The organism is Novosphingobium piscinae (genome assembly GCF_014230355.1).
GTDB lineage: Bacteria > Pseudomonadota > Alphaproteobacteria > Sphingomonadales > Sphingomonadaceae > Novosphingobium > Novosphingobium piscinae.
Window position 1 is genome coordinate 83,526 of sequence record NZ_JACLAX010000006.1, and the last position, 25,487, is coordinate 109,012.

At 63.4% G+C, this 25,487-nt stretch carries 27 protein-coding genes; 20 read left to right on the plus strand and 7 right to left on the minus strand.

What is annotated here, in order from left to right; translation table 11 throughout:
- The first annotated feature begins 120 nt into the window (after positions 1-120).
- Positions 121-1,230 carry a homoserine O-acetyltransferase MetX gene (metX, locus tag H7F53_RS07800; RefSeq protein WP_185678932.1) on the plus strand — a complete coding sequence of 370 codons (1,110 nt, stop codon included), beginning with the start codon at positions 121-123 and terminating at the stop codon, positions 1,228-1,230.
- Positions 1,230-1,826, plus strand: a complete 597-nt coding sequence (metW, locus tag H7F53_RS07805) for a methionine biosynthesis protein MetW (protein ID WP_185678933.1) — start codon at positions 1,230-1,232, stop codon at positions 1,824-1,826. The genes metX and metW overlap by 1 nt, the downstream gene beginning before the upstream one ends.
- A gap of 48 nt (positions 1,827-1,874) precedes the next feature.
- Here metW and H7F53_RS07810 read toward each other — a convergent pair whose 3' ends face one another.
- A complete protein-coding gene (locus tag H7F53_RS07810; protein WP_185678934.1) occupies positions 1,875-2,252 on the minus strand; it encodes a VOC family protein in 378 nt (125 codons plus the stop codon).
- Positions 2,253-2,422: 170 nt separating this feature from the next.
- On the opposite strand from H7F53_RS07810, the gene H7F53_RS07815 reads away from it, so the two are divergent.
- Positions 2,423-3,094 carry a glutathione S-transferase family protein gene (locus H7F53_RS07815; protein ID WP_185678935.1) on the plus strand — a complete coding sequence of 224 codons (672 nt, stop codon included), beginning with the start codon at positions 2,423-2,425 and terminating at the stop codon, positions 3,092-3,094.
- Between the two features lie 106 nt (positions 3,095-3,200).
- Here H7F53_RS07815 and H7F53_RS07820 read toward each other — a convergent pair whose 3' ends face one another.
- The 5 genes from H7F53_RS07820 to rfbC form a co-directional block, all read right to left on the minus strand.
- A complete protein-coding gene (locus H7F53_RS07820) occupies positions 3,201-4,151 on the minus strand; it encodes an NAD-dependent epimerase/dehydratase family protein (protein WP_185678936.1) in 951 nt (316 codons plus the stop codon).
- Positions 4,152-4,238: 87 nt separating this feature from the next.
- Positions 4,239-5,111, minus strand: coding sequence for a glucose-1-phosphate thymidylyltransferase RfbA (gene rfbA, locus H7F53_RS07825; protein WP_185678937.1), 873 nt, complete (start codon positions 5,109-5,111; stop codon positions 4,239-4,241).
- Positions 5,112-5,127: 16 nt separating this feature from the next.
- Positions 5,128-6,021, minus strand: a complete 894-nt coding sequence (gene rfbD / locus H7F53_RS07830) for a dTDP-4-dehydrorhamnose reductase (protein ID WP_185678938.1) — start codon at positions 6,019-6,021, stop codon at positions 5,128-5,130.
- Between the two features lie 8 nt (positions 6,022-6,029).
- The gene (gene rfbB, locus H7F53_RS07835) at positions 6,030-7,088 is read right to left on the minus strand and encodes a dTDP-glucose 4,6-dehydratase (protein WP_185678939.1); all 1,059 of its coding nucleotides are present in this window, start codon (positions 7,086-7,088) and stop codon (positions 6,030-6,032) included.
- 18 nt (positions 7,089-7,106) lie between these two features.
- Entirely contained in the window at positions 7,107-7,673 is a 567-nt protein-coding gene (rfbC, locus tag H7F53_RS07840; RefSeq protein ID WP_185678940.1) for a dTDP-4-dehydrorhamnose 3,5-epimerase, read from the minus strand.
- A gap of 271 nt (positions 7,674-7,944) precedes the next feature.
- Between rfbC and H7F53_RS07845 the strand changes: the two genes are divergently transcribed.
- The 10 genes from H7F53_RS07845 to H7F53_RS07890 all read left to right on the plus strand — a co-directional run bounded on the left by H7F53_RS07845 (position 7,945) and on the right by H7F53_RS07890 (position 17,782).
- Positions 7,945-8,946, plus strand: a complete 1,002-nt coding sequence (locus H7F53_RS07845) for a KpsF/GutQ family sugar-phosphate isomerase (protein WP_185678941.1) — start codon at positions 7,945-7,947, stop codon at positions 8,944-8,946.
- Between the two features lie 14 nt (positions 8,947-8,960).
- Positions 8,961-9,767 (plus strand): 3-deoxy-manno-octulosonate cytidylyltransferase, encoded by an 807-nt coding sequence (kdsB, locus tag H7F53_RS07850; protein WP_185678942.1) that lies wholly within the window; start codon positions 8,961-8,963, stop codon positions 9,765-9,767.
- Complete coding sequence (locus H7F53_RS07855) at positions 9,760-11,388, plus strand: glycosyltransferase family 2 protein (protein WP_246438747.1); 1,629 nt, start codon at positions 9,760-9,762, stop codon at positions 11,386-11,388. Before kdsB ends, H7F53_RS07855 begins: the two co-directional genes overlap by 8 nt.
- Positions 11,389-11,391: 3 nt before the next feature.
- Positions 11,392-12,168, plus strand: a complete 777-nt coding sequence (locus tag H7F53_RS07860) for a DUF5672 family protein (RefSeq protein ID WP_221773638.1) — start codon at positions 11,392-11,394, stop codon at positions 12,166-12,168.
- A 209-nt stretch (positions 12,169-12,377) separates the two neighbouring features.
- Positions 12,378-13,433: a KpsE/RkpR family capsule polysaccharide export protein gene (locus H7F53_RS07865; protein ID WP_246438749.1), complete on the plus strand. Its 1,056-nt coding sequence runs from the start codon at positions 12,378-12,380 to the stop codon at positions 13,431-13,433.
- 43 nt (positions 13,434-13,476) lie between these two features.
- Positions 13,477-14,235 (plus strand): ABC transporter permease, encoded by a 759-nt coding sequence (locus H7F53_RS07870; RefSeq protein ID WP_343061982.1) that lies wholly within the window; start codon positions 13,477-13,479, stop codon positions 14,233-14,235.
- Positions 14,232-14,900: an ABC transporter ATP-binding protein gene (locus H7F53_RS07875; RefSeq protein WP_185678946.1), complete on the plus strand. Its 669-nt coding sequence runs from the start codon at positions 14,232-14,234 to the stop codon at positions 14,898-14,900. The genes H7F53_RS07870 and H7F53_RS07875 overlap by 4 nt, the downstream gene beginning before the upstream one ends.
- A 43-nt stretch (positions 14,901-14,943) precedes the next feature.
- Entirely contained in the window at positions 14,944-15,882 is a 939-nt protein-coding gene (locus H7F53_RS07880) for a hypothetical protein (protein ID WP_185678947.1), read from the plus strand.
- Positions 15,883-15,957: 75 nt separating this feature from the next.
- Positions 15,958-16,857 carry a hypothetical protein gene (locus H7F53_RS07885; RefSeq protein ID WP_185678948.1) on the plus strand — a complete coding sequence of 300 codons (900 nt, stop codon included), beginning with the start codon at positions 15,958-15,960 and terminating at the stop codon, positions 16,855-16,857.
- Positions 16,858-16,876: 19 nt separating this feature from the next.
- Positions 16,877-17,782 carry an FkbM family methyltransferase gene (locus H7F53_RS07890; protein ID WP_185678949.1) on the plus strand — a complete coding sequence of 302 codons (906 nt, stop codon included), beginning with the start codon at positions 16,877-16,879 and terminating at the stop codon, positions 17,780-17,782.
- 36 nt (positions 17,783-17,818) lie between these two features.
- Here the strand turns inward: H7F53_RS07890 and H7F53_RS07895 are convergent, their stop codons facing one another.
- Entirely contained in the window at positions 17,819-18,469 is a 651-nt protein-coding gene (locus H7F53_RS07895; protein WP_185678950.1) for an FkbM family methyltransferase, read from the minus strand.
- A gap of 280 nt (positions 18,470-18,749) precedes the next feature.
- Between H7F53_RS07895 and kdsA the strand changes: the two genes are divergently transcribed.
- Genes kdsA through H7F53_RS07930 form a run of 7 tightly spaced genes read left to right on the plus strand, consistent with a single transcriptional unit; the run spans position 18,750 to position 25,445 of the window.
- On the plus strand, positions 18,750-19,586 hold the full coding sequence (gene kdsA / locus H7F53_RS07900) for a 3-deoxy-8-phosphooctulonate synthase (RefSeq protein ID WP_425498157.1): 837 nt from the start codon (positions 18,750-18,752) through the stop codon (positions 19,584-19,586).
- 2 nt (positions 19,587-19,588) lie between these two features.
- Positions 19,589-20,395, plus strand: a complete 807-nt coding sequence (locus H7F53_RS07905) for a hypothetical protein (protein WP_185678952.1) — start codon at positions 19,589-19,591, stop codon at positions 20,393-20,395.
- A complete protein-coding gene (locus tag H7F53_RS07910) occupies positions 20,392-21,129 on the plus strand; it encodes a hypothetical protein (RefSeq protein WP_185678953.1) in 738 nt (245 codons plus the stop codon). The genes H7F53_RS07905 and H7F53_RS07910 overlap by 4 nt, the downstream gene beginning before the upstream one ends.
- Complete coding sequence (locus H7F53_RS07915) at positions 21,130-22,227, plus strand: GSCFA domain-containing protein (RefSeq protein WP_185678954.1); 1,098 nt, start codon at positions 21,130-21,132, stop codon at positions 22,225-22,227.
- A 48-nt stretch (positions 22,228-22,275) separates the two neighbouring features.
- A complete protein-coding gene (locus H7F53_RS07920; protein ID WP_185678955.1) occupies positions 22,276-23,316 on the plus strand; it encodes a methyltransferase domain-containing protein in 1,041 nt (346 codons plus the stop codon).
- Positions 23,317-23,334: 18 nt separating this feature from the next.
- The gene (locus H7F53_RS07925; protein WP_185678956.1) at positions 23,335-24,468 is read left to right on the plus strand and encodes an NAD-dependent epimerase/dehydratase family protein; all 1,134 of its coding nucleotides are present in this window, start codon (positions 23,335-23,337) and stop codon (positions 24,466-24,468) included.
- Complete coding sequence (locus tag H7F53_RS07930) at positions 24,465-25,445, plus strand: FkbM family methyltransferase (protein WP_185678957.1); 981 nt, start codon at positions 24,465-24,467, stop codon at positions 25,443-25,445. Before H7F53_RS07925 ends, H7F53_RS07930 begins: the two co-directional genes overlap by 4 nt.
- Positions 25,446-25,487: the final 42 nt, after the last annotated feature.

The following is a 25,487-nucleotide window of genomic DNA, read 5'->3' on the forward strand; positions in this document are numbered from 1 at the left end:
CGTCGAGCCGACAAACATCCGCTCCCCACCCGACCCCCTGATCGTCGCCCCGGATGACTGGCCTTTGTCCCTCCCCGCCATTGACAGGGCGCGGTCTTTCCCGGCAATCCCGCGCTTCCCATGGCGACCGCCCCGCTTCCCGAAGCCAGCCGCGTGCTGGACCTGCCCGCGCCCCTGCCGCTCGACTGCGGCAAGGACCTGCCCGGGGTGCGCATCGCCTACGAGACCTATGGCACGCTGGCGGCGGATCGCGGCAACGCGATCCTGATCTGCCACGCGCTGACCGGCGACCAGTATGTCGCCAGCCCGCATCCGATCACCGGCAAGCCGGGCTGGTGGGTACGCATGGTCGGCCCGGGACTGCCGATCGACACCGACCGCTTCTTCGTGATCTGCGCCAATGTGATCGGCAGCTGCATGGGCTCGACCGGGCCGGCCAGCGCCGCGCCCGATGGCCAGCCGTGGGGCATGCGCTTCCCGGTCATCACCATCCGCGACATGGTGCGCGGCCATGTCGCGCTGCTCGATGCGCTGGGGATCGAACGGCTCCACGCCGTGGTGGGCGGATCGATGGGCGGCATGCAGGCGCTGAGCCTGGCGGCCAACTTCGCCGCGCGGGCCGAGCGCGCGCTGGTGATCGCCTCGACCGCGCGCCATTCGGCCCAGAACATCGCCTTCCACGAGGTCGGCCGGCAGGCGATCATGGCCGATCCCGAGTGGCGCGGCGGCGACTATTACGCGGCCGCGGGCAAGGGGCCCGACAAGGGGCTGGCGGTGGCCCGCATGGCCGCACACATCACCTACCTGTCCGAAGAGGGCATGCACGAGAAGTTCGGGCGCAACCTGCAGGACCGCGAGAGCAAGACCTTCGGGTTCGATGCCGATTTCCAGGTGGAAAGCTATCTGCGCTATCAGGGCCTGTCGTTCACCGGCCGGTTCGACGCCAATGCCTATCTCTACATCACCCGGGCGATGGACTATTTCGACCTGGCCGAGGAGCACGGCGGCCGGCTGGCCGCGGCCTTCGCCGGATCGAAGACCCGCTTCTGCCTGGTCAGCTTCGACACCGACTGGCTCTATCCCACCGCCGAGAGCCGGCGCATCGCCCATGCGCTCAACGCCGCGGGCTGCCCGGTGAGCTTCATGGAGCTGTCCGCCCCGTTCGGCCACGACAGCTTCCTGCTCGATGTGCCCGCGCTCGACCGGGTGGTGGCGGGGTTCCTCGGCTGATGGCGGCGCTCTCGCCGCTGCGGCCGGATCTGGCGATCATCGCGGCCAATGTCGCGCCCGGATCGAGCGTGCTCGATGTCGGCTGCGGCGATGGCGCGCTGCTCGCCGCGCTGCGCGACCGGCAGTGCGATGCGCGGGGGATGGAGCTGGATCCGGGCAACGTTGCCGAATGCGTCGCGCGCGGCCTTTCGGTGATCCAGGGCGATGCCGATGCCGACCTGTCGTTCTACCCCGACCGGTCGTTCGACTATGCGATCCTCAGCCAGACCTTGCAGACCACCAAGCGCCCCGACCGGGTGCTCGAGGAGCTGCTGCGGATCGGCCGCCGCGCCGTGGTCAGCTTTCCCAACTTCGCCCACTGGCGGGTGCGGCTGGCGCTGCTGTGGGGCGGGCGGATGCCGGTGACCCGGCTGCTGCCGGTGGCCTGGTACGAAACGCCCAACATCCACCACGTCACCGTCGACGATTTCCGAGCCCTGCTGAAGGAGCGCGGGATCGTGGTGGAGCAGGCCTGGTTCCTCAAGGGTGATCGGCTGACCAGCCCGGCCGCCGCCAATTTCCGCGCCGAGCACGCGGTCTTCCTGCTCTCGCGCTGAGCGGGCGCCCCGGGGGCGCCCGCCGTGGTTCGCTTCACGCCTCCCGGCTCATCCCATCGGGTGCGTGCCGCACAGCTTGTTGCCGTCCGGATCGCGCAGGTAGGCCAGATACATGTTGAAGGTCGGCCGCACGCCCGGCGGATCCTCGCAGGCGGTCCCGCCCGCGGCTTGTCCGGCGGCCCACCAGGCATCGACCATCTCGGGGCTGTCCAGGTGCAGGCCCACCGTGCCACCATTGGCCGCACAGGCCGGCGCGCCGTTGATCGGCACGGTCAGGATCAGTGTGCCGCCCTTGTGGCGGTAGATCACCCGCTTGTTGTCCGGGGTGAGCATGCCGGCCGGCCCGCCGGCGGCGGCGAAGATCGCGTCGTAGAAGGTCTTGGCCTTCGCGATGTCGTTGGTTCCCAGCAAGATATGAGTGAACACCTGTGTCTCCCGTCTGTGATGGGCCCAAGCTTAATAGGGGGACTGGGCGGGTCAAGCGGGCGGACGGGCAGGGCGGCGCGCCGCCGCGGCGGCGAAGAGTGGGTTATGCACTGGAAAAAACCGCCCCGCGCGGTTGATCTTGCTGCAACGGCTGCGGCATGGACCGGAGCATGTGGCAGCTTTACCAGTTTCCGCTCTGCCCGTTCAGCCGCAAGGTCCGCCTGCTGCTCGCGGAGAAGGGCATCGGCTACGAGCTCTGGCGGGAAAACCCCTGGGAGATGCGCGACGAATTCGTCCGGATGAACCCGGCGGCGCGGACCCCGGTGGTGCGCAACGAGGCGCGCGACATCACCCTGGTGGATAGCCGGGCGATCTGCGAGTACTTCGAGGAAACGGCCGACAAGAACCCGATGATCAACGGCACGGCGGCCAACCGCGCCGAGATCCGCCGGCTGGTGGCGCTGTTCGACGAGAACTTCTTCGGCGACGTGACCGCGCCGCTGGTCCACGAACGGATGAAGAAGCGGCTGGTCTACCGCCAGTCGCCCGACAGCCGGGTGCTGCGCGAGGCGATGAAGCTGGCCCACGAGCACCTCTACTACATCGACTATCTGATCGACACCCGGCCTTGGCTGGCGGGCGCGACGATGAGCCTCGCCGATCTGGCCGCGGCGGCGCAGATCTCGGTCGCGGACTATCTCGGCGGGCTCGACTGGACCGGGCACGAGCAGGCCAAGGCCTGGTATTCGGTGTTCAAGAGCCGCCCGAGCTTCCGCCCGCTGCTGGCCGAGCGGATGGAGGTGATCCAGCCGCCGAGCCATTATGCCGATGTGAACTGGTAGGGTTGCGGGAGTAGCGCCGGCCCCCGCCGACCGGCCCCCGCCGACCGGCCCCCGCCGACCGGGATCAGCCGACCGGGATCAGCCGACCGGGATCAGCCGACCGGGATCAGCCAGCCAGACCGCGCTTGTCGCCGAACCGGCCATGGACGCGGAAGCGCGTCATCCAGCGGTCGAGGAACAGCCCGAGCGGACGCGCGGCGATCCCCAGCTCGGCCAGGCCGGGCAGCCCGGTCGAGACATTGCCGGCCTTGAGCAGGGCGAGCTGGTCGAGCGAGATCGGGGTCAGCGGCAGCGCGGCGATCAGCTTGGCGGCGGCATCGGGCAGGGGCGCGAACAGCGTCTTGCGGCCCTGGGCGCAGGCGATCCGCTGGTTGAGCGCGAACATGGTCAGGACCTCGGGACCGACCAGCTCGAAGGTCTGGCCGCCGAACGCCTCGGGATCGGCCAGCGCGGCGGCCACGGCGGCGGCGGCATCGTCGACGAAGACCGGCTGGAGCTTCGCCTCGGGGCCGAACACCGGCAGCACCGGGGCCTTGGCGATCAGCCCGGCGAAGAGGTTGATGAACTGGTCGTCGGGTCCGAAGATCACCGAGGGGCGCAGCACCGTGGCGCGCGGGAAGGCCGCCAGCACGGCCGCCTCGCCCTGCGCCTTGGTGCGGGCATAGGCTACGCGCGAATCCGCATCGGCACCGTTGGCCGAGACCTGGACGAAGGCGCGCGCCCCGGCAGCCGCGGCGGCCGCGGCCAGCGCGCCCGCGGCGCGGACGTGCAGCGCCTCGAGATCACCGGTGAAGGCCCCGGCCAGGTTGACCACGGCATCGGCCCCGGCGACCAGCGCCGCCGCGGCGCCGGGCCGGGTCACGTCGGCCCGCACGGTCTGCAGCGCCCCGAGATTGCCCAGCGGCTTGAGCCGGAACGCCTTTTCAGGATGCCGCGACACCACCCGCAGCCGCGCCCCGCGGGCCAGCAGCTCCTGGGCAATATGCGTGCCGAAATAGCCATCGCCGCCGATCAGGACGATGAGCTGGCCGGACAGGGAATCGGTGGGGGTGGGCATGGTGATGACGGGTCCCGCAAGGCTGGATTCTGCCGCGGAGCCTTGGCATAGCTCGCCGCGGCCGGCAAGCGGACCAAATAGGCCGGCTCAGGCCCCGTCGCTCAGCAGGCGGCGCAGATAACCGGCGTAGTCGCTCTTGCCATGGCGGGCGATGCAGCGTTCCAGTCCGGCCGCGTCGATGAAGCCGCGGCGATAGGCGATTTCCTCAGGGCAGGCGATCTTCATGCCCTGGCGCCGCTCGAGCGTGGCGACGAATTCGGCGGCCTCGAGCAGACTGTCCGGCGTGCCGGTATCGAGCCAGGCATAGCCGCGGCCCATGACCTCGACACTGAGCTCGCCGCGCTCGAGGTAGACGCGGTTGACGTCGGTGATCTCGAGTTCGCCGCGCGCCGACGGCTGGAGGTTGGCGGCGATGTCCACCACCTGCGCGTCGTAGAAGTAGAGACCGGTCACGGCCCAGTGCGACCGCGGCTGCAGCGGCTTTTCCTCGATCGAAAGCGCGCGCATGTCGGCATCGAACTCGACCACGCCGTAGCGCTCGGGGTCGGCCACGCGATAGGCGAAGACGCTGGCGCCGCGCGGGCGGGCCCCGGCTGAGGCAAGCACCTCGGGTAGCCCATGGCCGAAGAAGATGTTGTCGCCGAGCACCAGGCAGCTTGGCCCGCCAGCGACAAAGTCCGCGCCGATCGTGTAGGCTTGGGCAAGGCCCCTGGGTTCGGGCTGAACCGCGTAGTGCAGCGCCATGCCCCACTGCGATCCATCCCCCAGCAGGCCCTCGAACAGCGGTGCATCATGCGGGGTGGTGATGATCAGCACCTCGCGGATCCCCGCCAGCATCAGCGTGGACAGCGGGTAGTAGATCATCGGCTTGTCGTAGACCGGCATCAGCTGCTTCGAGGCCGCCATGGTCATCGGGTAGAGCCGGGTGCCGCTGCCCCCCGCGAGGATGATACCCTTCATCGATCGTGTTCCTGCTTCAAGAGTCGGCTGTCAGCAGCCGCGCGACGACCGCTGCCGTGGCGCCCTGCCATTCGGGCAGGCGCACGCCATGGATCTGTTCGAGTTTGCCGCCATCGAGCCGCGAATTGGCCGGGCGGCGCGCGGGCGTCGGGTAGTCGGCCGTGGTGATCGGCTTGACCCGGGCGGTCGGGCCCCCGCGCTCTGCCGATGCGGCGAAGATCGCTGCGGCAAAGCTGGCCCAGTTGGTCGCGCCGGTGCCGGTCATGTGGAACACGCCGCGCAGCTCCGGTGCGGTTGATCCCAGGAGGTTGTCCAGCACCGCCAGCACCCCGTCGGCGATGTCGAGCGCGCTGGTCGGGTTGCCCCACTGATCGGCCACCACACCAAGCTCATCGCGGCTCTCCGCCAGCCGCAGCATGGTCTTCACGAAATTGGCGCCGAACGGACTGTAGACCCAGGCCGTGCGCAGTACGGCGCTGTTGTTCCAGGTGGACAGGACGGCCTGCTCTCCGGCCAGCTTGGAGGCGCCATAGACCCCGGTCGGGCCGGTGTCGTCCTCCTCCCGATAGGCCCGGGTGCCATCGCCGGCGAACACATAGTCGGTCGACAGATGGACCAGCGGAACGCCGAGACGGGCCGCGGCGCGGGCGACGTGGCCAGCCCCGGTGGCATTGACCGCATGGGCCAGGTCGGGCTCGGATTCGGCCTTGTCGACCGCGGTATAGGCGGCAGCGGACACGATGGCCTCGGGCTCTGCCCGGTCCAGCGCGCGCAGCACGGCGTCCGGATCGCCGGCGGCGAGGTCGAGCTGCGGACGCCCCACCGGCAAGACCACATGGCCCGCCGCCATGCCCCGCTCGACCAGGCTGCGCACCACTTGCCCGCCATTCCCGGTGACTGCGATCCGCATGCCGGACGTCAACCCTTGGCCGGCTCGGACAGGCCCAGCCGCTGGCCGTCGTAGCGCTCGCGCAGCGGCCGCCACCACCATTCGTTGTCGAGGTACCAGCGCACCGTCTTTTCGATCCCGCTGTCGAAGTCCTCCTGCGCGCGCCAGCCCAGTTCGGTCTCGAGCCGGGTCGCGTCGATCGCATAGCGCGCGTCATGGCCGGGGCGGTCGGTGACGAAGCTGATCAGCTCGGCGCGCGGACGATCAGCCGGCACCAGCGCGTCGAGCACGTCGCAGATCCGCCGCACCACATCGATGTTGCGCCGCTCGTTGCGGCCCCCGACGTTGTAGGTCTCGCCTGTCCGGCCCGTCGCTACGATCAGGTCGAGCGCGCGGGCGTGGTCCTCGACATAGAGCCAGTCCCGCACGTTCTCGCCCTTGCCGTAGACAGGCAGGGGACGCCCGGCGAGCGCGTTCAGGATCGTCAGCGGGATCAGCTTTTCAGGAAAGTGGAACGGGCCATAATTGTTCGAGCAGTTCGAGACGACCACGGGCAGGCCATAGGTACGGTGCCAGGCCTTGGCGAGATGATCCGACGAAGCCTTCGAGGCCGAATAGGGGGATGAAGGATCATAGGGCGTGGTCTCGGTGAACAGCCCTTCGTCACCGAGCGAGCCGTAGACCTCGTCGGTCGAGACATGGAGGAAACGGAAGGCATCCTTCGCGTGTCCCTCGAGTCCGCCCCAATAGCCGCGCGCCGCCTCGAGCAGGGTGAAGGTGCCGATGACGTTGGTCTGGATGAACTCGGCCGCGCCGGTGATCGACCGGTCGACATGGCTCTCGGCGGCCAGGTGCATGATCCGGTCGGGCCTGAACTGGCTGATGGCCTGCTCCATCGTGGCGCGGTCGCAGATGTCGGCCTGCAGGAACGAATAGCCGTTCTTCCCCTCGACCGCCGTCAGCGAGGCGAGATTGCCCGCGTAGGTCAGCTTGTCGATGTTGAGCACCTCGTAGCCCCGATCGAGCACGAGGTGGCGGACAAGGGCCGACCCGATAAATCCGGCACCGCCGGTCACGATAACACGCATGATCGGTCGCTGGCCCCTTCAGCTGTTCGGCATGGTAAAGTGAACAGGAAGCTCAGCCAGCGTCGGCTGCACCCGATCCTTCGCCGACAGCGTATCCGGGTCGGCTACGGAAGGCCATATGATCCCGACCGAGGGATCGTTCCATAGCAGCCCCTTGTCGCATTCCGGGGCATAATGGGACGTAACCTTGTAGTTTACGACCGTATCGGGCTCGAGCGTGCAGAAGCCGTGCGCAAACCCGGGAGGAATCCAGAACAGGTTTCCCTTGGCCGGGCTGAGCTCGACCCCGGCCCACTGGCCGTAGGTCGGCGAATCGCTGCGCAGGTCGACCGCAACATCGAAGATCGCACCCGCCGTGCAGCGCACTAGCTTCCCCTGGGCATGAGGGTCGGTCTGGAAATGGAGGCCGCGGATCGTACCGACCCGGGCGCTGAGCGATTCGTTTTCCTGGACGAACACGGTCGGCCCGGCATGTGCCTCGAAGTCGCGCTGGCTAAAGATCTCGGCGAAGTAGCCGCGTTCATCCCCGTGGCGCTTGGGGGTGATTTCAAGCACGGCCGGAATTGTGCTGGGCAGAAACAACATTGAAAGCAACACCTCGCCTGACCGCAAGCATAGGCCCGCCGCGCCCTGGCCTATATCTTTGCTGCAACGCAACGGCAAGGCCGCCATCAAGCCTGGATATCTTGCGTGATCTGATGGATTGCCCAAACGCACATGGCCGCGACCAACCGGGGCATAACGGTTGCCTTGGTGCGATCAACAGCCGTGTTGCGGATAAGGCCACGCAGTCCTATCATCACGTCACGCTCGTCGAACAGCACTATCAAGGTATTGTTTTTAAATGATTATGGGAATGACAGCAGACAAGGCTTCGCCAGTTGAGACGGTCTCTCAGACCGTGGTCCGCGGCGCCGAAGTGATCCGGCTCGAGGCTGAGGCGCTTGTCGCTCTGGCCGATTCGCTCGATGAATCGTTTGAGGCGGCCTGCCAGCTGATCTGCGGGGCCAAGGGTCGGGTCGTGATCAGCGGCATGGGCAAGTCTGGACAGATCGGACGCAAGTTTGCGGCGACGCTGGCCGCGACCGGAACACCAGCAACCTACGTTCATCCGGCTGAGGCGGCTCACGGCGACCTCGGCATGCTCGTTCCCGGTGACGTGGCGATCGTGATTTCGAACTCGGGTAACACGTCGGAGCTGCGCGCCATTCTCGGATATTCCCGCAAGCTCGGCATACCAGTGATCGGCATTGCTTCGAACTCGTCGTCGTTCCTGCTCGAACAGGCGGACGTCCGTCTGTGCCTGCCCAGTGTGCGCGAGGCCTGTCCGGCCAATATCGCGCCGACCACGTCGACGACGATGCAATTGGCCTTCTGCGATGCCATCGCCATGGCCGTGATGGATCTGCGTGGCTTTACGCGTGATGGAATGAAAGCGTTGCACCCGGGCGGGTCGATCGGTTTGCGGCTGGCTGAAGTCCGCGAGATCATGCACCCGCGCGAACGTCTGCCGTTGGTGGGTCGCACAGCTCCGATGAGCGATGTGCTTACCACTATGACCTCGATGGGATTCGGCATCGCAGGGGTCGTGGACGATGCAGGGCTGCTCGTTGGCGTGATAACCGACGGGGATTTGCGGCGTCATTTCCACCAGTTGGGCGATGCCGTCGCGGGCGAGGTGATGACAACCAACCCCAAGACCCTCGATGCCCAAGATGTTGCAGAAGATGCCCTGCACTTTTTCAACGAGATGAAGATTACTTGCGCGTTCGTGCTCGACCGCCAGAATTCCGGCGATCAGCCCGCTCCGGTCGGGGTGGTGCATTTGCACGACTTTCTTCGGCTTGGTCTGGCCTGACGCAGGAGCACAGTGTGAGCCAATCCTTTGCGATCGTAATTCCGGCGCGCTACGCATCGACGCGTTATCCGGGAAAGCCTCTCGTTCCACTGCGCGGCGCCACCGGCGAGTCCAAGACCTTGATCGAACGCAGTTGGTCCTGCGCCAAGTCCATTCCCGGTGCCAAGGCTGTGCTTGTCGCCACCGACGACGATCGCATCGCCGACGAAGTTCGCAGGTTCGGTGGTGACGTGGTCATGACCTCGTTGGAATGCGCCAACGGAACCGAGCGCTGCGCCGATGTCATCAAGCGGATCGGGGCTCCAGCCGACATCATCGTCAACCTGCAGGGCGATGCACCCCTGTCACCCGCTGCCATGGTCGAGCGGCTGGTCGATAGGCTGGTGCAGAATCCGGCCGTGGCCATGGCCACGCCCGCCGTCCAGGCTTCGCAATCGGTCTACGAGCACTTGGTCAGCGACCAACTGGCAGGCCGCGTCGGCGGCACCACCGTGGTTATCGACGGCCGGGATCGGGCGCTGTATTTTTCCAAGCGCGTTGTGCCCTATCTCCCTGCTGCCGCGGCGGCCCAGCTGTTTCCCCCGGTCCATCTGCACCTAGGTCTCTATGCCTATCGCCCGGAGGCGCTGCAGCAGTATTGCGAGGCGCCACCCTCGGCGCTGGAGCAGCTTGAAGGGCTCGAGCAGCTGCGCTTTCTCGAGATGGGATTGCCGGTGTCCGTGGTTCGGCTGGCGCCGCTGGATTGGGATGCGATCGAACTGAACAACCCGTCTGACGTTCCCCATATCGAGCGCATCTTGGCCGAACGCGGCATTGCGTGACCGCAAGACCTCGATCAACAGCCTTTCCAGCATGTGGCTCGCCGTACGGGTTCACTGGGATGGGTTTTGGCGGAACCCACGGCAATGGCTGGCTGGCCTGTGGTGGTATGTGCAGGGGAAGCGGGTGCGTGGGCGCAGTCGCATCGAGCCACTAATCGGGGCGTCATCGCGCGCCTACGAGTTGCTGCTGGCCCGTGAATCGGTCGACCCGTTGCCAGCCGATGCAGGCCCTCCCATATGCGCCATCATCGATACGATGCTGGGGTGCGAGCAGCTTGCTGCGACCTTGCAATCGCTGGAAAGCGCCGGCTTTGCTGCGAGGGTGGCGATCGGAACCAAGCCCGCGGCGCAAGATGACGCTTCGCTTGTTTGGTTACGCCACCCAGTCGAGCTCCCCGGCTATCTCGCGGCAGCCGGGATAGCTTGGATTTGTCCGGTCCGGTGCGGGGATCGCTTTGCACCCGGCACAGGGCTGCATTACGCGGCGGCGGCGGCGCTGGGGCGAGCGGAGGTGGTCTACAGCGACGATGACCTGATCGGCTCCGATGGACTGCGCAGCGATCCCTACTTCAAGCCCCGGTGGAACAGCGAGTTGTTCCGCCATCATGATTATGTCGGCGGGTCCGCTGCCTGGCGATGGGAGCCAGTGGCAGACGAGTTCGCTGGCGGGCTTGACCGGGCATTGGTGGCCGCGGTGGAGCGTGCGGAGGGACGAGTGCACCACATCCCGCAGGTGTTGCATCACCGCAGGGCCAGGCCAAAGCCGCGACCTCTCTCCAGAACCACCCCATCTGTCCAGCCGCAACGCGTCTCGATCATCGTTCCGACTCGTGACCAGCCAGACCTCCTGCGCACGTGTCTCGCCGGTGTGGACCAGGTTGCCTGGGATGACGTCGAGCTCGTCATTATCGATAACGGCTCGACCGAACCGGCGACGCTTGCTCTGCTCGACAGGTATTCGGCTAAGGGCGCAAAAGTGCTGCGCGATGACGGTCCGTTCAACTTCTCGCGACTGAACAACCTGGCGACGCAAGCGGCAACTGGCAGCATGCTGTGCTTGCTCAACAATGATGTGGAGATGCTGGGGGACGATTGGCTGGCCTGGCTGGTGGCCGCTGCGCAACGGGACGATGTCGGTGCTGCCGGTGCCTTGTTGTTATACCCCGATCGCACGATCCAGCATGCCGGGGTTGTACTCGGTGTCGGCGGCGGCGCGGCGCACGCTCACCGGGGGCTTGATCCGACAGCCGAGGGCTACTTCCGGCGGCATCAGTATCCGCAGTTTGTCAGTGCTGTGACCGGGGCCTGCCTGGTTGTGGCGCGCGAGCGCTTTATGGCGGTTGGGGGGCTCGACGAGGACGCGTTTCCGGTGGCCTTCAACGATGTCGACTTGTGTCTCAAGCTGAACGCGAGAGGCTGGCGATCGTTCTATGAGCCTCGCGCATGCCTGATCCACCACGAGTCGAAATCACGTGGGCTCGACAGGGACCGCGTGAACCGGATGCGTTTCGCAGGCGAGTTGGCGGCGCTCAAGCATAGGTGGCGGACTGCGGAGACTATCGATCCAGCCCATCACCATCGGCTCAGCCGCTATTCCGACCAATTCGTCTTGGCGGTTTGACCTATGAACGGTCTCTTATTGCCAGACGTCACGCTGTGCTCTGCATCTTCGGTGAATGTCGCGGCCACGATCAGCGCCATGCAGCACTGCTTAGACAGAATGGCATTTGCCGATGCGGTCCTCTTCACCGATGTGGCGCCGGTTGCCCTGGATCATCGCATTCGCTGGGTACGGATTGAGCGGCTGCATTCCGCGGCTGACTATTCGCGCTTCATGCTCGGGGAGGTGGGTCAGCATGTCGCGTCGTCTCATTGCCTGATCGTCCAGTGGGACGGTTTCGTGATCGATCCTCAGGCCTGGGACCCACGCTTCCTTGAGTTCGACTACATCGGGGCGGTCTGGCCTCAGTTCGAAGAGCACCGTGTTGGAAACGGCGGATTTTCGCTGCGCAGCCGCAAGCTGCTGCAAGTCTTGGCCGATCCCGCCTTCGCCGACTCGCATCCGGAGGATCTGGCGATTTGCCGAAGCGCGAGGCCGTGGCTTGAACAACGACATGGCATCCGCTTCGCCGATCCGGAAACCGCGGCTCGGTTTTCCTATGAGCGGGAACGCGCAAAGGGTGCGACATTCGGTTTTCACGGCGCGTTCAACCTGCCTACGGCGGTCGGCGCGGATGCGTTCTGGACGATCTATCGCACACTCGATCACCGCGGACCCGTGTTCCACGACGCCAGAGCCTTGGTCGGACGGCTGTTCAAGGGGCCGTACGGCACGGTGCGTGTCCTGCGCTTTCTGCTGGACGGTTTGCGGGATTGGCTGGCAGCGCGGTTGGGGCCGTGAGGTTCGCATCCGTACCGCTGCCGGCTGGTCGTTCTACGGTGTATCTGGGGCGTTTTCGTACCCGATGGGCATTGCCAAACAGGCGGCTTGCGCCCAATGAGGGCTCCGCCTGCGGCGGCCCTGTTGTGAACCAAGCGATGAAGACTTAAACGGATATGCAATTCCGGCAATCGAAACGTTTCAAGCGGCTTAATGGACTTTTCTTGTTCATGGTCGTTCTTCCGACGCTTATCGCGGTTTTGTACTTCGGCTTCATAGCGTCAGACGTTTACATTTCCGAATCGCGATACGTCGTCCGCAGTCCGGAAAAGCCTGCTTCGACGGGCTTGGGACTTGTGTTGGCTACAGCCGGTTTTTCGAACGCAGGCGAGGAAGCTTTCGCGGCCAAGTCGTTCGTCGAATCGCGCGGGGCTCTGGCGGACATCAATCGTGCCGGCGAGTTCGCCAAGGCTTACACTGCCCCACACATCTCCGTGTTCGATCGGTTCAATCCGTTCGGTTTGACGGGCTCGTTCGAGGACCTTTACAAGTTTTACCTCGATCGGGTGCGGGTGGACAGCGATGTGACGACGTCGATTTCAACCCTGACGGTCCGCGCTTACTCACCGCAAGACGCGCTGCGGATCAATGCGCGCCTGCTCGATCTTGCCGAGCAGACCGTAAACCGGATGAATGAGCGGGGGCGAAAGGACATGATCCGGTTCGCGCAGGTCGAGGTGGAAGATGCCCAGGCCCGTGCACGGAGTGCCGGGGTGGCCCTGGCCGCATTCCGCAATCGGGAGGGCGTGGTCGATCCCGAGATCCAGGCGACTTCGCAGATGGCGATGATTTCGAAGCTGCAGGACGACGTGATCACCACGCAGACGCAGCTCAACCAGTTCCGCGCATTCACGCCCCTAAATCCGCAAATTCCCGCATTGGTCAACCGGCTAACGACGCTCAAGGGGGCGATACGCGAGCAAATGGGTGCCCTTGCAGGTGGCGATCGGTCTTTGGCGGCCAGTGCGGTCCAGTACCAGAAGCTGTTCATTGAGCAGGAGTTCGCCAGCAAGCAGTTGACCAGCGCACTCGCGTCGCTGCAAGAGGCGCGCAACGAGGCGCGCCGGCAGCAGGTTTATGTCGAGCGCATCACCCAGCCCAATCTGCCTGACGCGCCGCTTGAACCACGCCGCGCTCGCGGTATCTTTGCCACTCTCGCCCTTGGGCTGGTGGCCTGGGGCATTGCCTCCATGCTATTGGCGGGCATCAAAGAGCATGGCCAGTAATTCCTTGAATTCCTCGTCGGAAGGATCTTTTCGACAGAGTCTGGTGGTGCAGGGCCGCGTGTTGCACGCGCTCCTTATCCGCGAGATGCTCACGCGCTACGGGCGCAACAATCTCGGCTTCCTGTGGCTCTTCCTCGAGCCGATGCTCTTCACTCTCGCGGTTACTGCGCTGTGGACAGCAACGCGCACGATTCACGGTTCGGACCTGCCCATCACGGCCTTCGCTATCACCGGCTATGCCTCGATGCTGATGTGGCGCAACATGCCGGGGCGTTGTATCAACGCCATCAAGGGCAACACGCCCTTGATGTTCCACCGCCAGGTGCGGCCGCTTGATGTGTACACGTCGCGGATCCTGCTCGAGTTCGGTGGTAGTTCGGCCAGTTTCGTACTTCTCGTCATGGCCTTCTGGGCCTTCGATGCAGTGGCCCTGCCCGAAGACGCCCTGCAGGTGGTGGTGGGCTGGCTCACCCTCGGCTGGTTCGGCGCGGGACTGGCCATAGTGCTGGGCGCAGTGTCCGAGAAATCGGACCTGGTCGACAAGCTCTGGCCACCCTTCTCCTACCTTTTGTTTCCGTTTTCCGGCGCGGCATTCATTGTCGACAGCCTACCGGACAAGGCGCGGGAGATCCTGCTATATCTGCCGATGCTCAATTGTGTTGAATTTATCCGCGAAGGCTACTTTGGTACCAAGATGCACGCCCACTATGACATGCCTTATGTCATAGTCTTCAACCTCGTGCTAACGCTGCTCGCATTGGGCATGGTGCGCATGCACGTCGTCGAGGCGGACTACGAATGATCCAGCTTACCGACGTAACCAAGCAGTATCCGACAAAGAGCGGGCCAAGGACGATCCTAAAGGGCATCAACCTTACCATCCGCAAGGGCGAACACGTCGGGATCCTCGGTCGCAACGGTGCGGGCAAGTCGACGCTGGTGCGGGTCATTGGCGGGGCTGAGCCACCGACTACGGGGACGGTCGAGCGGGAGATGAGCGTGTCCTGGCCCCTGGCCTTCACGGGCGGTTTCCATGCCAAGCTGACCGGAATCGACAACCTGCGCTTCATCTGCCGGATTTACGGTGTAGACTTTCACGACCGGCTGGATTTCGTGAAGGACTTCTCCGAACTCGGGGCATACCTGTATGAACCACTCGGCGTCTATTCGTCGGGTATGCGCGCGCGTCTGGCCTTCGCCATTTCGATGACGATCGATTTCGACTGCTACCTGATCGACGAAGTGATGGCCGTAGGCGATGATTCCTTTCGCGAAAAGTGCAAGGTCGAGCTGTTTGAAAAGCGCGCCGACAAGGCCATGCTGATCGTATCGCACAGCCACCGCTATCTGAAGGGGACCTGCAACCGCTTCCTGCTCTTCCGTGACGGTACGATCCAGGAGTACGACGATTTCGACGAGGTCTATGAGAAGTACAAGGAACTCCTTGCTGAGCCACAGACCTTCTAGACACGCGTCCGGTATCGCAGTTGCAAGTAGAGGGTTCTGCTGAATGGCCCGCATCGATCGCCATCCCGATGTGAAAGACTACGTCCTCGAGCTTTCGCTTGTGGAGATCGCCGCGCGCGGCGGCCTCGCCGATCTCTTCGAGCAGGGCCATCTGGTGCTGATCCGGGACTATCGCTTGCCGGTCGATTTCGGGGCTTTCGCGGCCATGGAGAAGGACCTTGACCTTGTCCTCGAGCCCGAGATCCGACGCCGGGTCAAGAAGCTCACGACTGACGCATTCCTCGATGGTGAGCCCCCGGTGCGGCGCTCGCGCTTCGACCGCGACGGGCCGGCGCTCCGGTTCAAGGACCCGCTTCGCCAGGCAATCTTCGATGTCCTCTGCCGCGGCGATGCGCAGCTGTTCGAAGCGGTGAAAACCGCGCTGCGTCGGGCCCAGGACGAGATCGTGCGGATATTCGGGATCTGCTTCCCTACTTATCGGCCGTTCCGTTTCATTCCCAGTATCCGGTTGACGCAGACCTTCTTCGAGAACCTGCACTGGGACAACCATTCGATCGACGACGACTTCCACCAGGCCCGCATCTTCGCCAATCTCGATACGCGGCCCCGCATCTGGCACATCAGCCATCATTCAGACGACTATATCCGGCAAATCTACGAAGAGCAGGGCCTTGCGCGCTTTGCCGGCAAAGACCCGAATGCGCTGCTTGAATTCATCCATGCCGACCTTCTGGGGGGCACCCGCCGGACGTGGATGGAGGCGCTGCCAAAGCATAAGGTGGCATTCGACCCGGGCGAGGTGTGGGTCGGGGAGTCCCGGCTCATCTCGCACCAGATCTACTACGGTGAGGCAGCGATGGTGTTTATGTGGTTCATGCGGACGAGCGATATGGCCTGCCCCGAGAGCCGCTTCAACGCGCGGTTTGCGGCAGTCCATGACGCCATGGCAAAGGGCGATCGCCCAAATCCCCCGCCCGTGTGACGGTCTCGACCGTCCAGCTTGACCTGATCCCGGCCGACAACCTAGTTAGTCGACGAAACACGCGAGTTCGAACCTATGGCGACGATAATTCGTGACCCTCTGGTAGAGGACAACATTGTCGAACTCGATATCGTCACCGAAGCGGATCGATCCGACATTCGCCGCCGGTACGAAGCCGGGCAGTTGATCCTGCTGAGAGGATTCCGTTACGATCTGGATTTCAAGTTTCTCGACAGCCTGTGTTTCGACGTCGATGGGCCGCCAGAGTTCCTGCGCAAGCTGAAGAAGTACGGGGGCGACAAGATCGCCCAGCTGTGCCCGGAGAGTGCCAACCCGCTCGACCAGTTCGTGTTCGCCGCAGTGTTCCAAGCCGACGCCGGCCGGCTGGCCTACTACCAGGACCAGGTGGCGAGCGGGAACGCCCAGTGCGACGCACTCTACACCAGCATTTTTCCGGATTACCGGACGACCAAGTCGCTCTATACTTGGCGCTTCACCTCGACCAAGTATGAGAACCTGCACTGGGACAACTTCGGCATACCCGAAACGTTCCATCAGGTGCGGATATTCACCAACATCGCCAAGTCACCGCGGCTGTGGATGACAAGCCATCACATCGGTCACTACGCCGAAAGCATCTACGACCAGTACGACCTTGGAGCGCTGCGCGGTCGGATCGGCGACGACCTCAACCGCCATGTCAATACGGTGGCGCTTGGCGGGATGAAGGCGCCTTGCATGGACCGGCTGCCCCGACACCACCTGGCGTTCGAACAGGGCGATGTCTGGCTGTGCGAGACACGGATCGTCTGCCACCAGATCTATCATGGCGAAAAGGCGTTCGCGGCCATGTACTTCAGCGATCCGGCCAGCATGGAGCGGCCAGAACTGGGCTTCGATGCGCTGATCGAGGAGCTGCATGCGCGGCACCTGCCAGCCCACTCCGCCAATTCCCCTGTGACCGCACCGGCATAACTCTCAAGAAGGATATCTGATGTCTCTGGAAATCCGCTCGATCAAGGAATTCGAGCTCGGCGATGACTCGATCACCCTGCCGGTCATCGAACTCGATGTCAGTGGGCGGATCGTCCGCTATGTGGCCACGTCGCGCGGGTCGCGCAAGCGCGCGCTCACGCTGCTCAGCAAGGAGCCGCTGACGATCCCTTGGGTCGAAACGTTCAAGCCGGGCGAGATCTATGTCGACATCGGCGCCAACGTCGGCATGTACGCGATCTATGCCGGCGTGGTCGGGGCACGGGTCTTCGCCTTCGAGCCTGAGGCGCTGAACTATGCCGAGCTTAACAAGAACATCTACGCCAATGGCCTCCACGGTCAGGTGACGGCTTATTGCATGGCGATGAGCGACGAGATCGACGTCTCGGTCCTGCATCTTAGTGCCTTCGGTTTTGCCGGGTCTCATCACGACTTCGGGGAAAACTGGTGGTCCAACGACCGCGTGGTTGGCGGTCGCATGGTCGAGCGCGACAAGCGGCCCCAGCAGGGCTGCGTCTCCTACACGTTGGACAATCTCGTGAACCGCGGCGCCGTGCCGGCCCCCAATCACCTGAAGATCGATGTCGATGGGATCGAGGGCAAGGTGATCCGGGGAGCATTGGAAACGCTCAAGCGTCCCGACCTGCAAACCATCTTGCTCGAGGTCGATTTCGCCATCCCCGACAGCCTGGCGCTGGTCGATCTGCTGCGGTCGCAGGGCTGGCTCACGTCGGACCACCAGCTGCGCATCAACCAGCACGAATACATGGCGGAAGGCAAACTGGAATCGCTGATGCGGCGCGGCAAGGGCGGCGCCAACTTCATCTTCTTTAAGAACCCTGATTACTACAGCTTCTTCGAGAATTACGCAGCGACGTTCGTGGCGCCCAACCCCATGAAGAGATAGCAGGGGCCTAACGGCCCTAGGTCGGACGGCACCGCCCTAGGGCCGGACCATCACGAAGTCCCAGCCACGCCGGTCGAGCGCAGCCACCTTGTAGCCGATGGTCTCGAGGTATTCCTTCGCGGAGTACTGCGCGTCCCCGTCGAGTACGACATGGTTCTGCTCGATCACGATCACCGGATTGCAGCGCTCGATGGTCTGTGCCGCGCCGAGCAGCACTTTCTTTTCGAATCCTTCGACGTCAATCTTTATAAAGTCGATCGCGTCGAAGCCGAAGGCATCGATCGTGTAGACCGGCACGATCTTGGTCCGGGCATTCTCGCGCTCGGCATGGCCGCCCCCGAACATGACCGTCTCGCCGCGCTCGTCGCCGATCGCGCAGGTGAAATGGGTCACCCGGCCAAGATCGACGTTGCGGCGGAAATCCGGCCACAGGTTGGGGTCGAAGGCATACACGTGCGCGAAATCGAGATGCAGGTAGCGGGTGAACTCCCCGACCCGGCAGCCGATGTCCAGCGCGTTGCGGAATTGCTTGATGAACGGCTTGGCAAGGAGGTAGGTCTGCTTGCAGGCGTGCTGCGGGTATTCTTTGTTGCCATCAGGCGAAAAGAGAAAGTCGCGCTCGGCCCACTCCGGTTCATACGGGTTGTCCGCCCAGGTGGTCGCTTCGGGCAACATCTTTTCGGGCATTTCAAATCTTTCACGAAGTGGGCGGGTCTATGCCCGTTCGGCCCCGCTTATGTCCAAGCATGGGCCGGGTCGCAAGGGCCTTGTCCAACCGACTTCGCGGCGTCTCGACTGTCACTCTGCTCTGGCCGTGGTCGCAGCGGCCGCTCGCGTGTCCAAGCCGGTGCGTCGCAACTGTGCGGCTCAGGCGTTGCGCTTGTGATCTTGCGTTGCCAAAAGGCCGGCATGATGTAGGGCAGCGCTCCGAGATCACCGGCTCAGGAAAGAGGAAGAGATATTGTCCTTGAAGGTCGAAGTTGCAGGTGGGGTCACCTTTGCCAATGATGCCCCTTTCGTTCTGATCGGCGGCATGAACGTGATCGAGGATCGCGATACGGTCCTGGAAGTGGCTGGCCGCTTTGTCGCGGTCACCCGCGAGCTCGGCATTCCCTACGTGTTCAAGGCCTCGTTCGATAAGGCCAACCGGTCTTCGATCTCTTCGTTTCGGGGGCCTGGCCTGGAGGCCGGTCTGGCGGTGTTGGCCGAAGTCAAGGCCAAGTTCGGCGTGCCCGTGTTGACCGACGTTCATGAACCACACCAGGCGCAACCCGCGGCCGAAGTGGCAGACATTATCCAGCTACCGGCTTTCCTGGCCCGGCAGACTGATCTGGTTGTGGCCATGGCGCGCACCGGGGCCGCGATCAATGTCAAGAAGCCTCAGTTTCTGGCCCCGCAGGAGATGCCGCACATCATCCGCAAGTGCCGCGAGGCGGGGAACGATCGCATCATCCTGTGTGAGCGGGGCTCGAGTTTCGGCTACAACAATCTCGTGGTCGACATGCTCGGCATGGACATGATGAAGGACTATGCGCCGGTGGTATTCGATGCCACGCACGCGCTGCAGCGCCCGGGTGGCCGGGCGGACAGCGCCGATGGCCGCCGCGCCCAGGCTGCCGCACTCGCTCGGTCTGGCATGGCGCTCGGCCTGGCCGGGCTGTTTCTCGAAGCGCATCCGGATCCGGAAAAGGCGTTGTGCGATGGTCCCTGCGCATTGCCGCTGGATCAACTCAGGGCCTACCTTGAGCAGATGGTCGCACTCGATAGTCTGGTAAAGTCAATGCAGCCTGTCGTGACGGGGTAATCGTGCTCGAGATTTTGCAGCGCTGGGTGAGGGGCTCAGCCCGCGGCAAGCACACCCCGCGCATTCTCATGTTCGGCGACAGCCACACTGTGGCCATAGCTCAAGCCCTCGCTTTCCGCGCAGACAATCCCGAGCCTGTATTGCCCCCGATTGAGTTGTACCGCCTGCGCAAGGTCAAGGCAGAGGTTGAGATCGGGGATACCGATATTGACCAGTTTTGCCGCAAAATTGAGCGACTGAGCCCCAGTGACGCGGTGTTTTCTGCAATCGGCGGAAATCAGTATGCTGTCGTGAGTACGGTTCGGACTCCGCCCTTTTTCGACTTGATTGAATCGCTGCCCCCCGATCAGAAGGTGGCCGACGACAGTGTTATCGTCCCCACTCGGGTGGTCGAGAGTTACATCGCGAGCGGGGTTTTCAACTCCGATGGTCCCATGCTTCGGAAGATTCGGGCATCAACGCGCGCGCGGGTGTTTCACTTGACCCCTCCGCCGCCAAAGGAAGACAACGACTTTCTCAAGAAGTTCCATGAATCGCGCTTTGCAGCCGAAGGCCTAGGTGAGATGGAGCCGCAATCGCCCGAACTCAGGCTGGCCTGCTGGAAGATGCAGCGCAACAGTCTTGAGAAGCTTTGTGCCGAGATCAGCGTCGAGCTATTGCCTCCGCCGACTGCCACCGTGGGGCAACGAGGGTTTCTCCAGGCGCACTATTACGGCAAGGATGTGACGCACGCCAACCGCAGGTATGGAGAGCAGGTTCTCCGCCAGATTGCGGCCAGAGCCTGTGAAGGTTGCGAGGTTGCATCGTGAAACGAGCGGTCATCATCGGGCAGAGCCACACGGTCTGCATGGCCGATGCTCTGTCGCATGTGTCGAACCCGCATCAGTTCGAAATTCACCGCTTGCGCAATGGAGACAAGAAGAACGATCCTTCGGCGTTATCCACAGAGCAGGCGTTGGATATTGTGCGCAGGCTGGACGAAATGACGCCGGTATTCTTGTCGTTTCCGGGTGGTTATCATTGCGTCATCGGGCTTGTGAAATCAAATCCCGATTATGATTTTGTGTTTGATGAGGTTGAGGGTGTCGTCCAAGATGTTTGGATGGTTCCGCAGCGTGTTATCGCGTCGACTTTCGATTACCATCTTGAAACAGAGCAGCTTGTTCGAAAGGTGAAGCAGGCAGCGGCTGGTCCAGTCTATATTCTGGCATTTCCTCCACCCAAGCAAGACAATGAATTCATGCTCAAGCATCTGCTCGCACGATGGAACAAGCCGTACAGGGGGCAGGATATTGCGGCATGCGGCTTGAGCCGGCCACAGTTGCGGCGCAAGTTATGGCTGTTGGAATGCGGCCGGGTCAGGATCTGGGCTGAAAAGTTGGACGTGGGCTTTGTCCCGGCGCCGGTTGCCTGCTTCAATGGCAACGGATTTCTGGACTCAACGTATTTCGCCAATGACGCTACCCACGCCAACGTCGAATATGGCAAACTGGTGCTTGAACAGGTTGCGTCGGTCGTTGATGGGCGCCAAGGTTCACTTTAGATGACCGAGCATCCCTACAAGTCAGCCCCCGGGCACACCTTCTGGCGGCGCTCCGTTGCCGAAGTCGATCCGGCGAGCGTTGATCCGGTCGTCGATTTTCCCTTCCGCATCGACCCGACCATGCGGGTGGCGACGGCGGGCAGCTGCTTCGCGCAGCACATTGCCCGCTACCTGCGGAACAGCGGGTTCAACTACCACGTCACGGAGCCGGGGCATCCGATCATCCCGGAATCGGTGCGCGCCAAAAACAATTATGGCCTGTTCTCCGCGCGCTATGGCAACATCTACACCGCCCGGCAGCTGATCCAGCTGTTCGAGCGCGCCTATGGGCGCTTCGTTCCGCAGGAACCGGTTTGGCAGGAATCAGAGGACCGGTTTCTCGACCCCTTCCGTCCCTCGACCCAGCCGGGAGGATACATCTCAGCCGCCGAGCTCGAGCTCGACCGGGCCCAGCATCTGGCTGCCGTGCGCGAGATGTTCGAGACGCTCGACGTGTTCGTGTTCACCCTCGGCCTGACCGAGTGCTGGGTCTCGCGTGCCGATGGCGCGGCCTTTCCGATCTGCCCCGGCGTGGAGGGCGGCGTGTTCGACCCCGAGCGGTACGCCTTCCACAACCAGTCGTGCGACGAGGTCGTGTCGGACATGACCGCGTTCCTCATGGGTCTGGCCCGGGTCAACCCAAGGGCGCAAGTCATCCTGACCGTGTCACCGGTGCCCCTGGCCGCAACGGCCCGGCGCGACCAGCACGTGCTCACCGCGACGGCGTATTCCAAGGCCGTGTTGCGGGTAGCCGCCGAAACCCTGGCAGCGCGCTTCGCGCATGTCGCCTACTTTCCATCGTACGAAATCATCACCGGCGCGTTCAACCGGGGCGGGTACTATGCACCCGACCTGCGCAATGTCGTCGAGGCCGGCGTGGCCCATGTCATGGGCCTGTTCATGAAGCATGCGACCCGCACGGCGGCGGCCGATCCGGTTCCGGAGCCGGCGACCCCGGTGGCCAGCCGCTCTAACCCGGCGAACAGCGACGCTTACCTCGACCTGTCCCGCCATATCGTCGAAGTCGAGTGCGATGAAGCAGCACTCGATCGATCCTAGCGTGGTCGGACCGGCCATGTCTTTCTCCAGCCTCTTCCGGAAAGTCCCGTGAACCTGTTTGATCTTGCGCGGCGCCAGGACGCGAACCTGCATCTGGCCGGAGAGGTCGTGACCTCCAAACGTGAGTACGCCGACGGCGTCTGGCGGGGGCTGACCGTCTCGGCGGGCGCTTCGTTCCGCATCCCCGATATCCGGCGGTTCGTGACGTTTCGCCACTTTCCCGCTCAGGTTGGCTGGCGTCTGGATGTACCTGCCGGTGGAACCGCGCAGGTGAGGTTGCTGTCCACGGCGGACCAGGCGGTGGTGGGCGAGTTCACAGTCGGCGCGGGGCTTTACCCGGTGACCATCCCCTGGCCGCTCGCGCCCTGCGGGGCGGTGGACCTCGAGCTATCCTACACCAGCAGCGGACGCCCATTGTTCGTTGGCAATCATAAGCTGCTGTCGCGGCAGTGGCTTTACGACCTTTGCGTCGGGCGGGGGATCGAGATCGGGCCGGGGCCGGTGCCGCAGATTCTCCCGGGCGAGGGTAGGGATGTCTCCTATCTCGAGCAGATGCCCGCCGAGGAGTGGAACCGCCTGTACAATGGCGGCGGCAAGTATCCGGTGAGGCCCGAGCTCTGGTCGAGCTACATCGTCGGCGAAGCCTCCGATATGCCGGTACCGGACGGGTCGCTCGATTTCATTTTCGGGAGCCACGTGTTCGAGCATCTCGCCAATCCGCTCGGACATCTGCAGCGCTGGCACGCCAAGCTTCGGCCGGGCGGCAAGGTGATCATGGTGGTCCCGGACCTGCACGGTACCAAAGACTCGGTGCACCATCGCTGTTCGATCGAAAGCATGATCGACGAGCTGGCACGGGATATCTGGCTGCCCGAGGCGGCACATTATTCGCGCCATCTGCGCCGCAGTGTGGACGATCCCCGGCTGATCGCACTCATGGACCGGGGGGAATCGATCCATGTCCACTATTATGACAACATCAACTGCCAGCAGCTGCTCGACTTCGCGGTCCGGGAGCTGGGCTATGGTGACTACGTGATCAACCATACGCCCAACCACAAGGACTTCCACTTCGTGCTGGTCCGCTGACTGCCGATCGGGGAATAGATGTCTCAACTGGTACTCGTCACCGGCGGCGCCGGGTTCATTGGCACCCACCTGGTGCACAAGCTTTTGGCGGCGGGCCTGCGGGTGAGAGTGCTCGACAACCTGTCTCCGCAGATCCACGGCGAGGACGCCCGACTGCGGTATGTGCCGCCGGCCGGCAGCGAGTTTGTCTATGGCGATGTGACCTGCCGGTCCGATGTCGAGCGCGCGCTGGAGCAGGTAAACACGGTGGTCCATCTCGCAGCGGAGACCGGTACCGGGCAGTCGATGTATGAAATCGAGCGATACTATCGCGTCAATGTCCAGGCGACCGCCCTGATCTTCGACGTGCTGTCCAACCAGCAGGACCGGCGGGTCGGCAATTTCGTGCTTGCGTCAAGTCGGTCGGTCTATGGCGAAGGAGCCTATCACTGCGGCAGTTGTGCTGCGCGGCGCTACCCCTTGCCGCGCCAACAGGCCCAGCTGGCCCGCCATGACTGGGAGCCGCGTTGTGAGGCTTGCACCGGAGCACTGGAAGCCTTGCCCACGCGCGAGGATGATCGGCTGCAGCCGGCCTCGGTCTACGCAGCGACCAAGCTCGCGCAGGAGGAACTGGTCCGGGTAGCCGCACCCGCTGCCGGGATGGCCCATGCAGTCCTGCGCTTTCAGAACGTTTACGGGGAGGGCCAGTCGCTGGCGAACCCCTACACCGGTATCCTGTCTATCTTCTCGACCCGGATCCGGCTGGGCCTGTCGCTCCCGATTTTTGAGGATGGCCAGGAAACCCGCGATTTCGTTCATGTCGACGATGTTGCAAATGCCGTGCTGGCGGCGGTTATCAACCCGCAGACGGCTGGCGTGACGGTCAATGTTGGGTCAGGGCGGGCCACATCGATCATGGCGATCGCACAATTGCTGGCGCGCCTCATGGGGGCCCGGGTGCCACCGCACGTCTGCCATGCCTACCGGGTCGGCGATATTCGCCACAACTTCGCGGACCTGTCCGCCCTGGAGGCCAGCTTCGGAGTGACCCCGCGGGTCTCGCTCGAGCTGGGGCTGCGGCGCTTCGCCGACTGGGTCGCAACCCAGCCAATCCCGGAGGACCAGCTCGACAAGGCGAACGAAGAACTGCGCAAGAGGAATCTGGCGGGATGAGAAACTGGCTGAGCAAGTTCATGCCAAAAACCGCTGAGCCAATCCCCGCGGATAGCGCTCCGCTGGCAAGGCCTCCGGTCGCACCGGCCGAGCTGCGAATTGAAACCAAGTGGCTCGACCAGGCCTATGCCGAGGTCGCGCACCACGGCCGGACCATGCGTTTCGCCACGACCGGAAAATCGAGCGTCAAGCGGGTGCGCAGCCTGTTCGACAAGGAGCCCATAACGCTCGCCTGGATCGATAGTTTCGCGCCGGGGCAGGTGCTGTTCGACATCGGTGCCAATGTCGGCATGTACACGGTCTATGCCGCGATGATGCGGCAGGCCGAAGTCTACGCCTTTGAACCCGAGTCCCTCAATTACGCCGAACTGAACAAGAACATCTATCTCAACGGGCTGCATGGTCAGGTCATGGCCTATTGCCTGGCGCTATCCGATGTCGATAAGCTTGATCGGCTGTTGCTCAGCGATTTCGGGCTCGGAATTTCGTATCACGATTTCGAAGAAAACAGCTGGATCGGAGACAAGGAGTTCGCTGCTGACTGGAAAGTCAGTCGTGAAGACCGCAAGCCACAAGGTTGTATCGGCCGTCGGATGGATAGCCTCATCACCGACGGATTGCCTGTACCCGATCATATCAAGATCGACGTTGACGGACTGGAGCATCGGGTCATTGGCGGCATGGCCGATGTCCTGCGCCGCCCCGAACTGAAGACAGTGCTGATCGAAATCAATTTCGACAACCCCAAGAACCTCACGATAATCCAGGCCATGACAGATATGGGCTGGCATTTTTCGTGGGAACAGCTGCGGATAAACCGCAAGGTCAAGTTTACAGTCGAACAAATTCTCGATTATCAGCGTCGCGGTGTAGGTGGACTCAACTATATTTTTTATCGTGATCGGTCGTATGATGAACTGTTCGCTGAGTTGTTTCGGACTTACGTGCCGGGTGCTGCATTGACGCTTCCGGCCTAGGGTGGAGCGGGCGGGAACCTGCTTGTGACGCTGGGGCCCGCA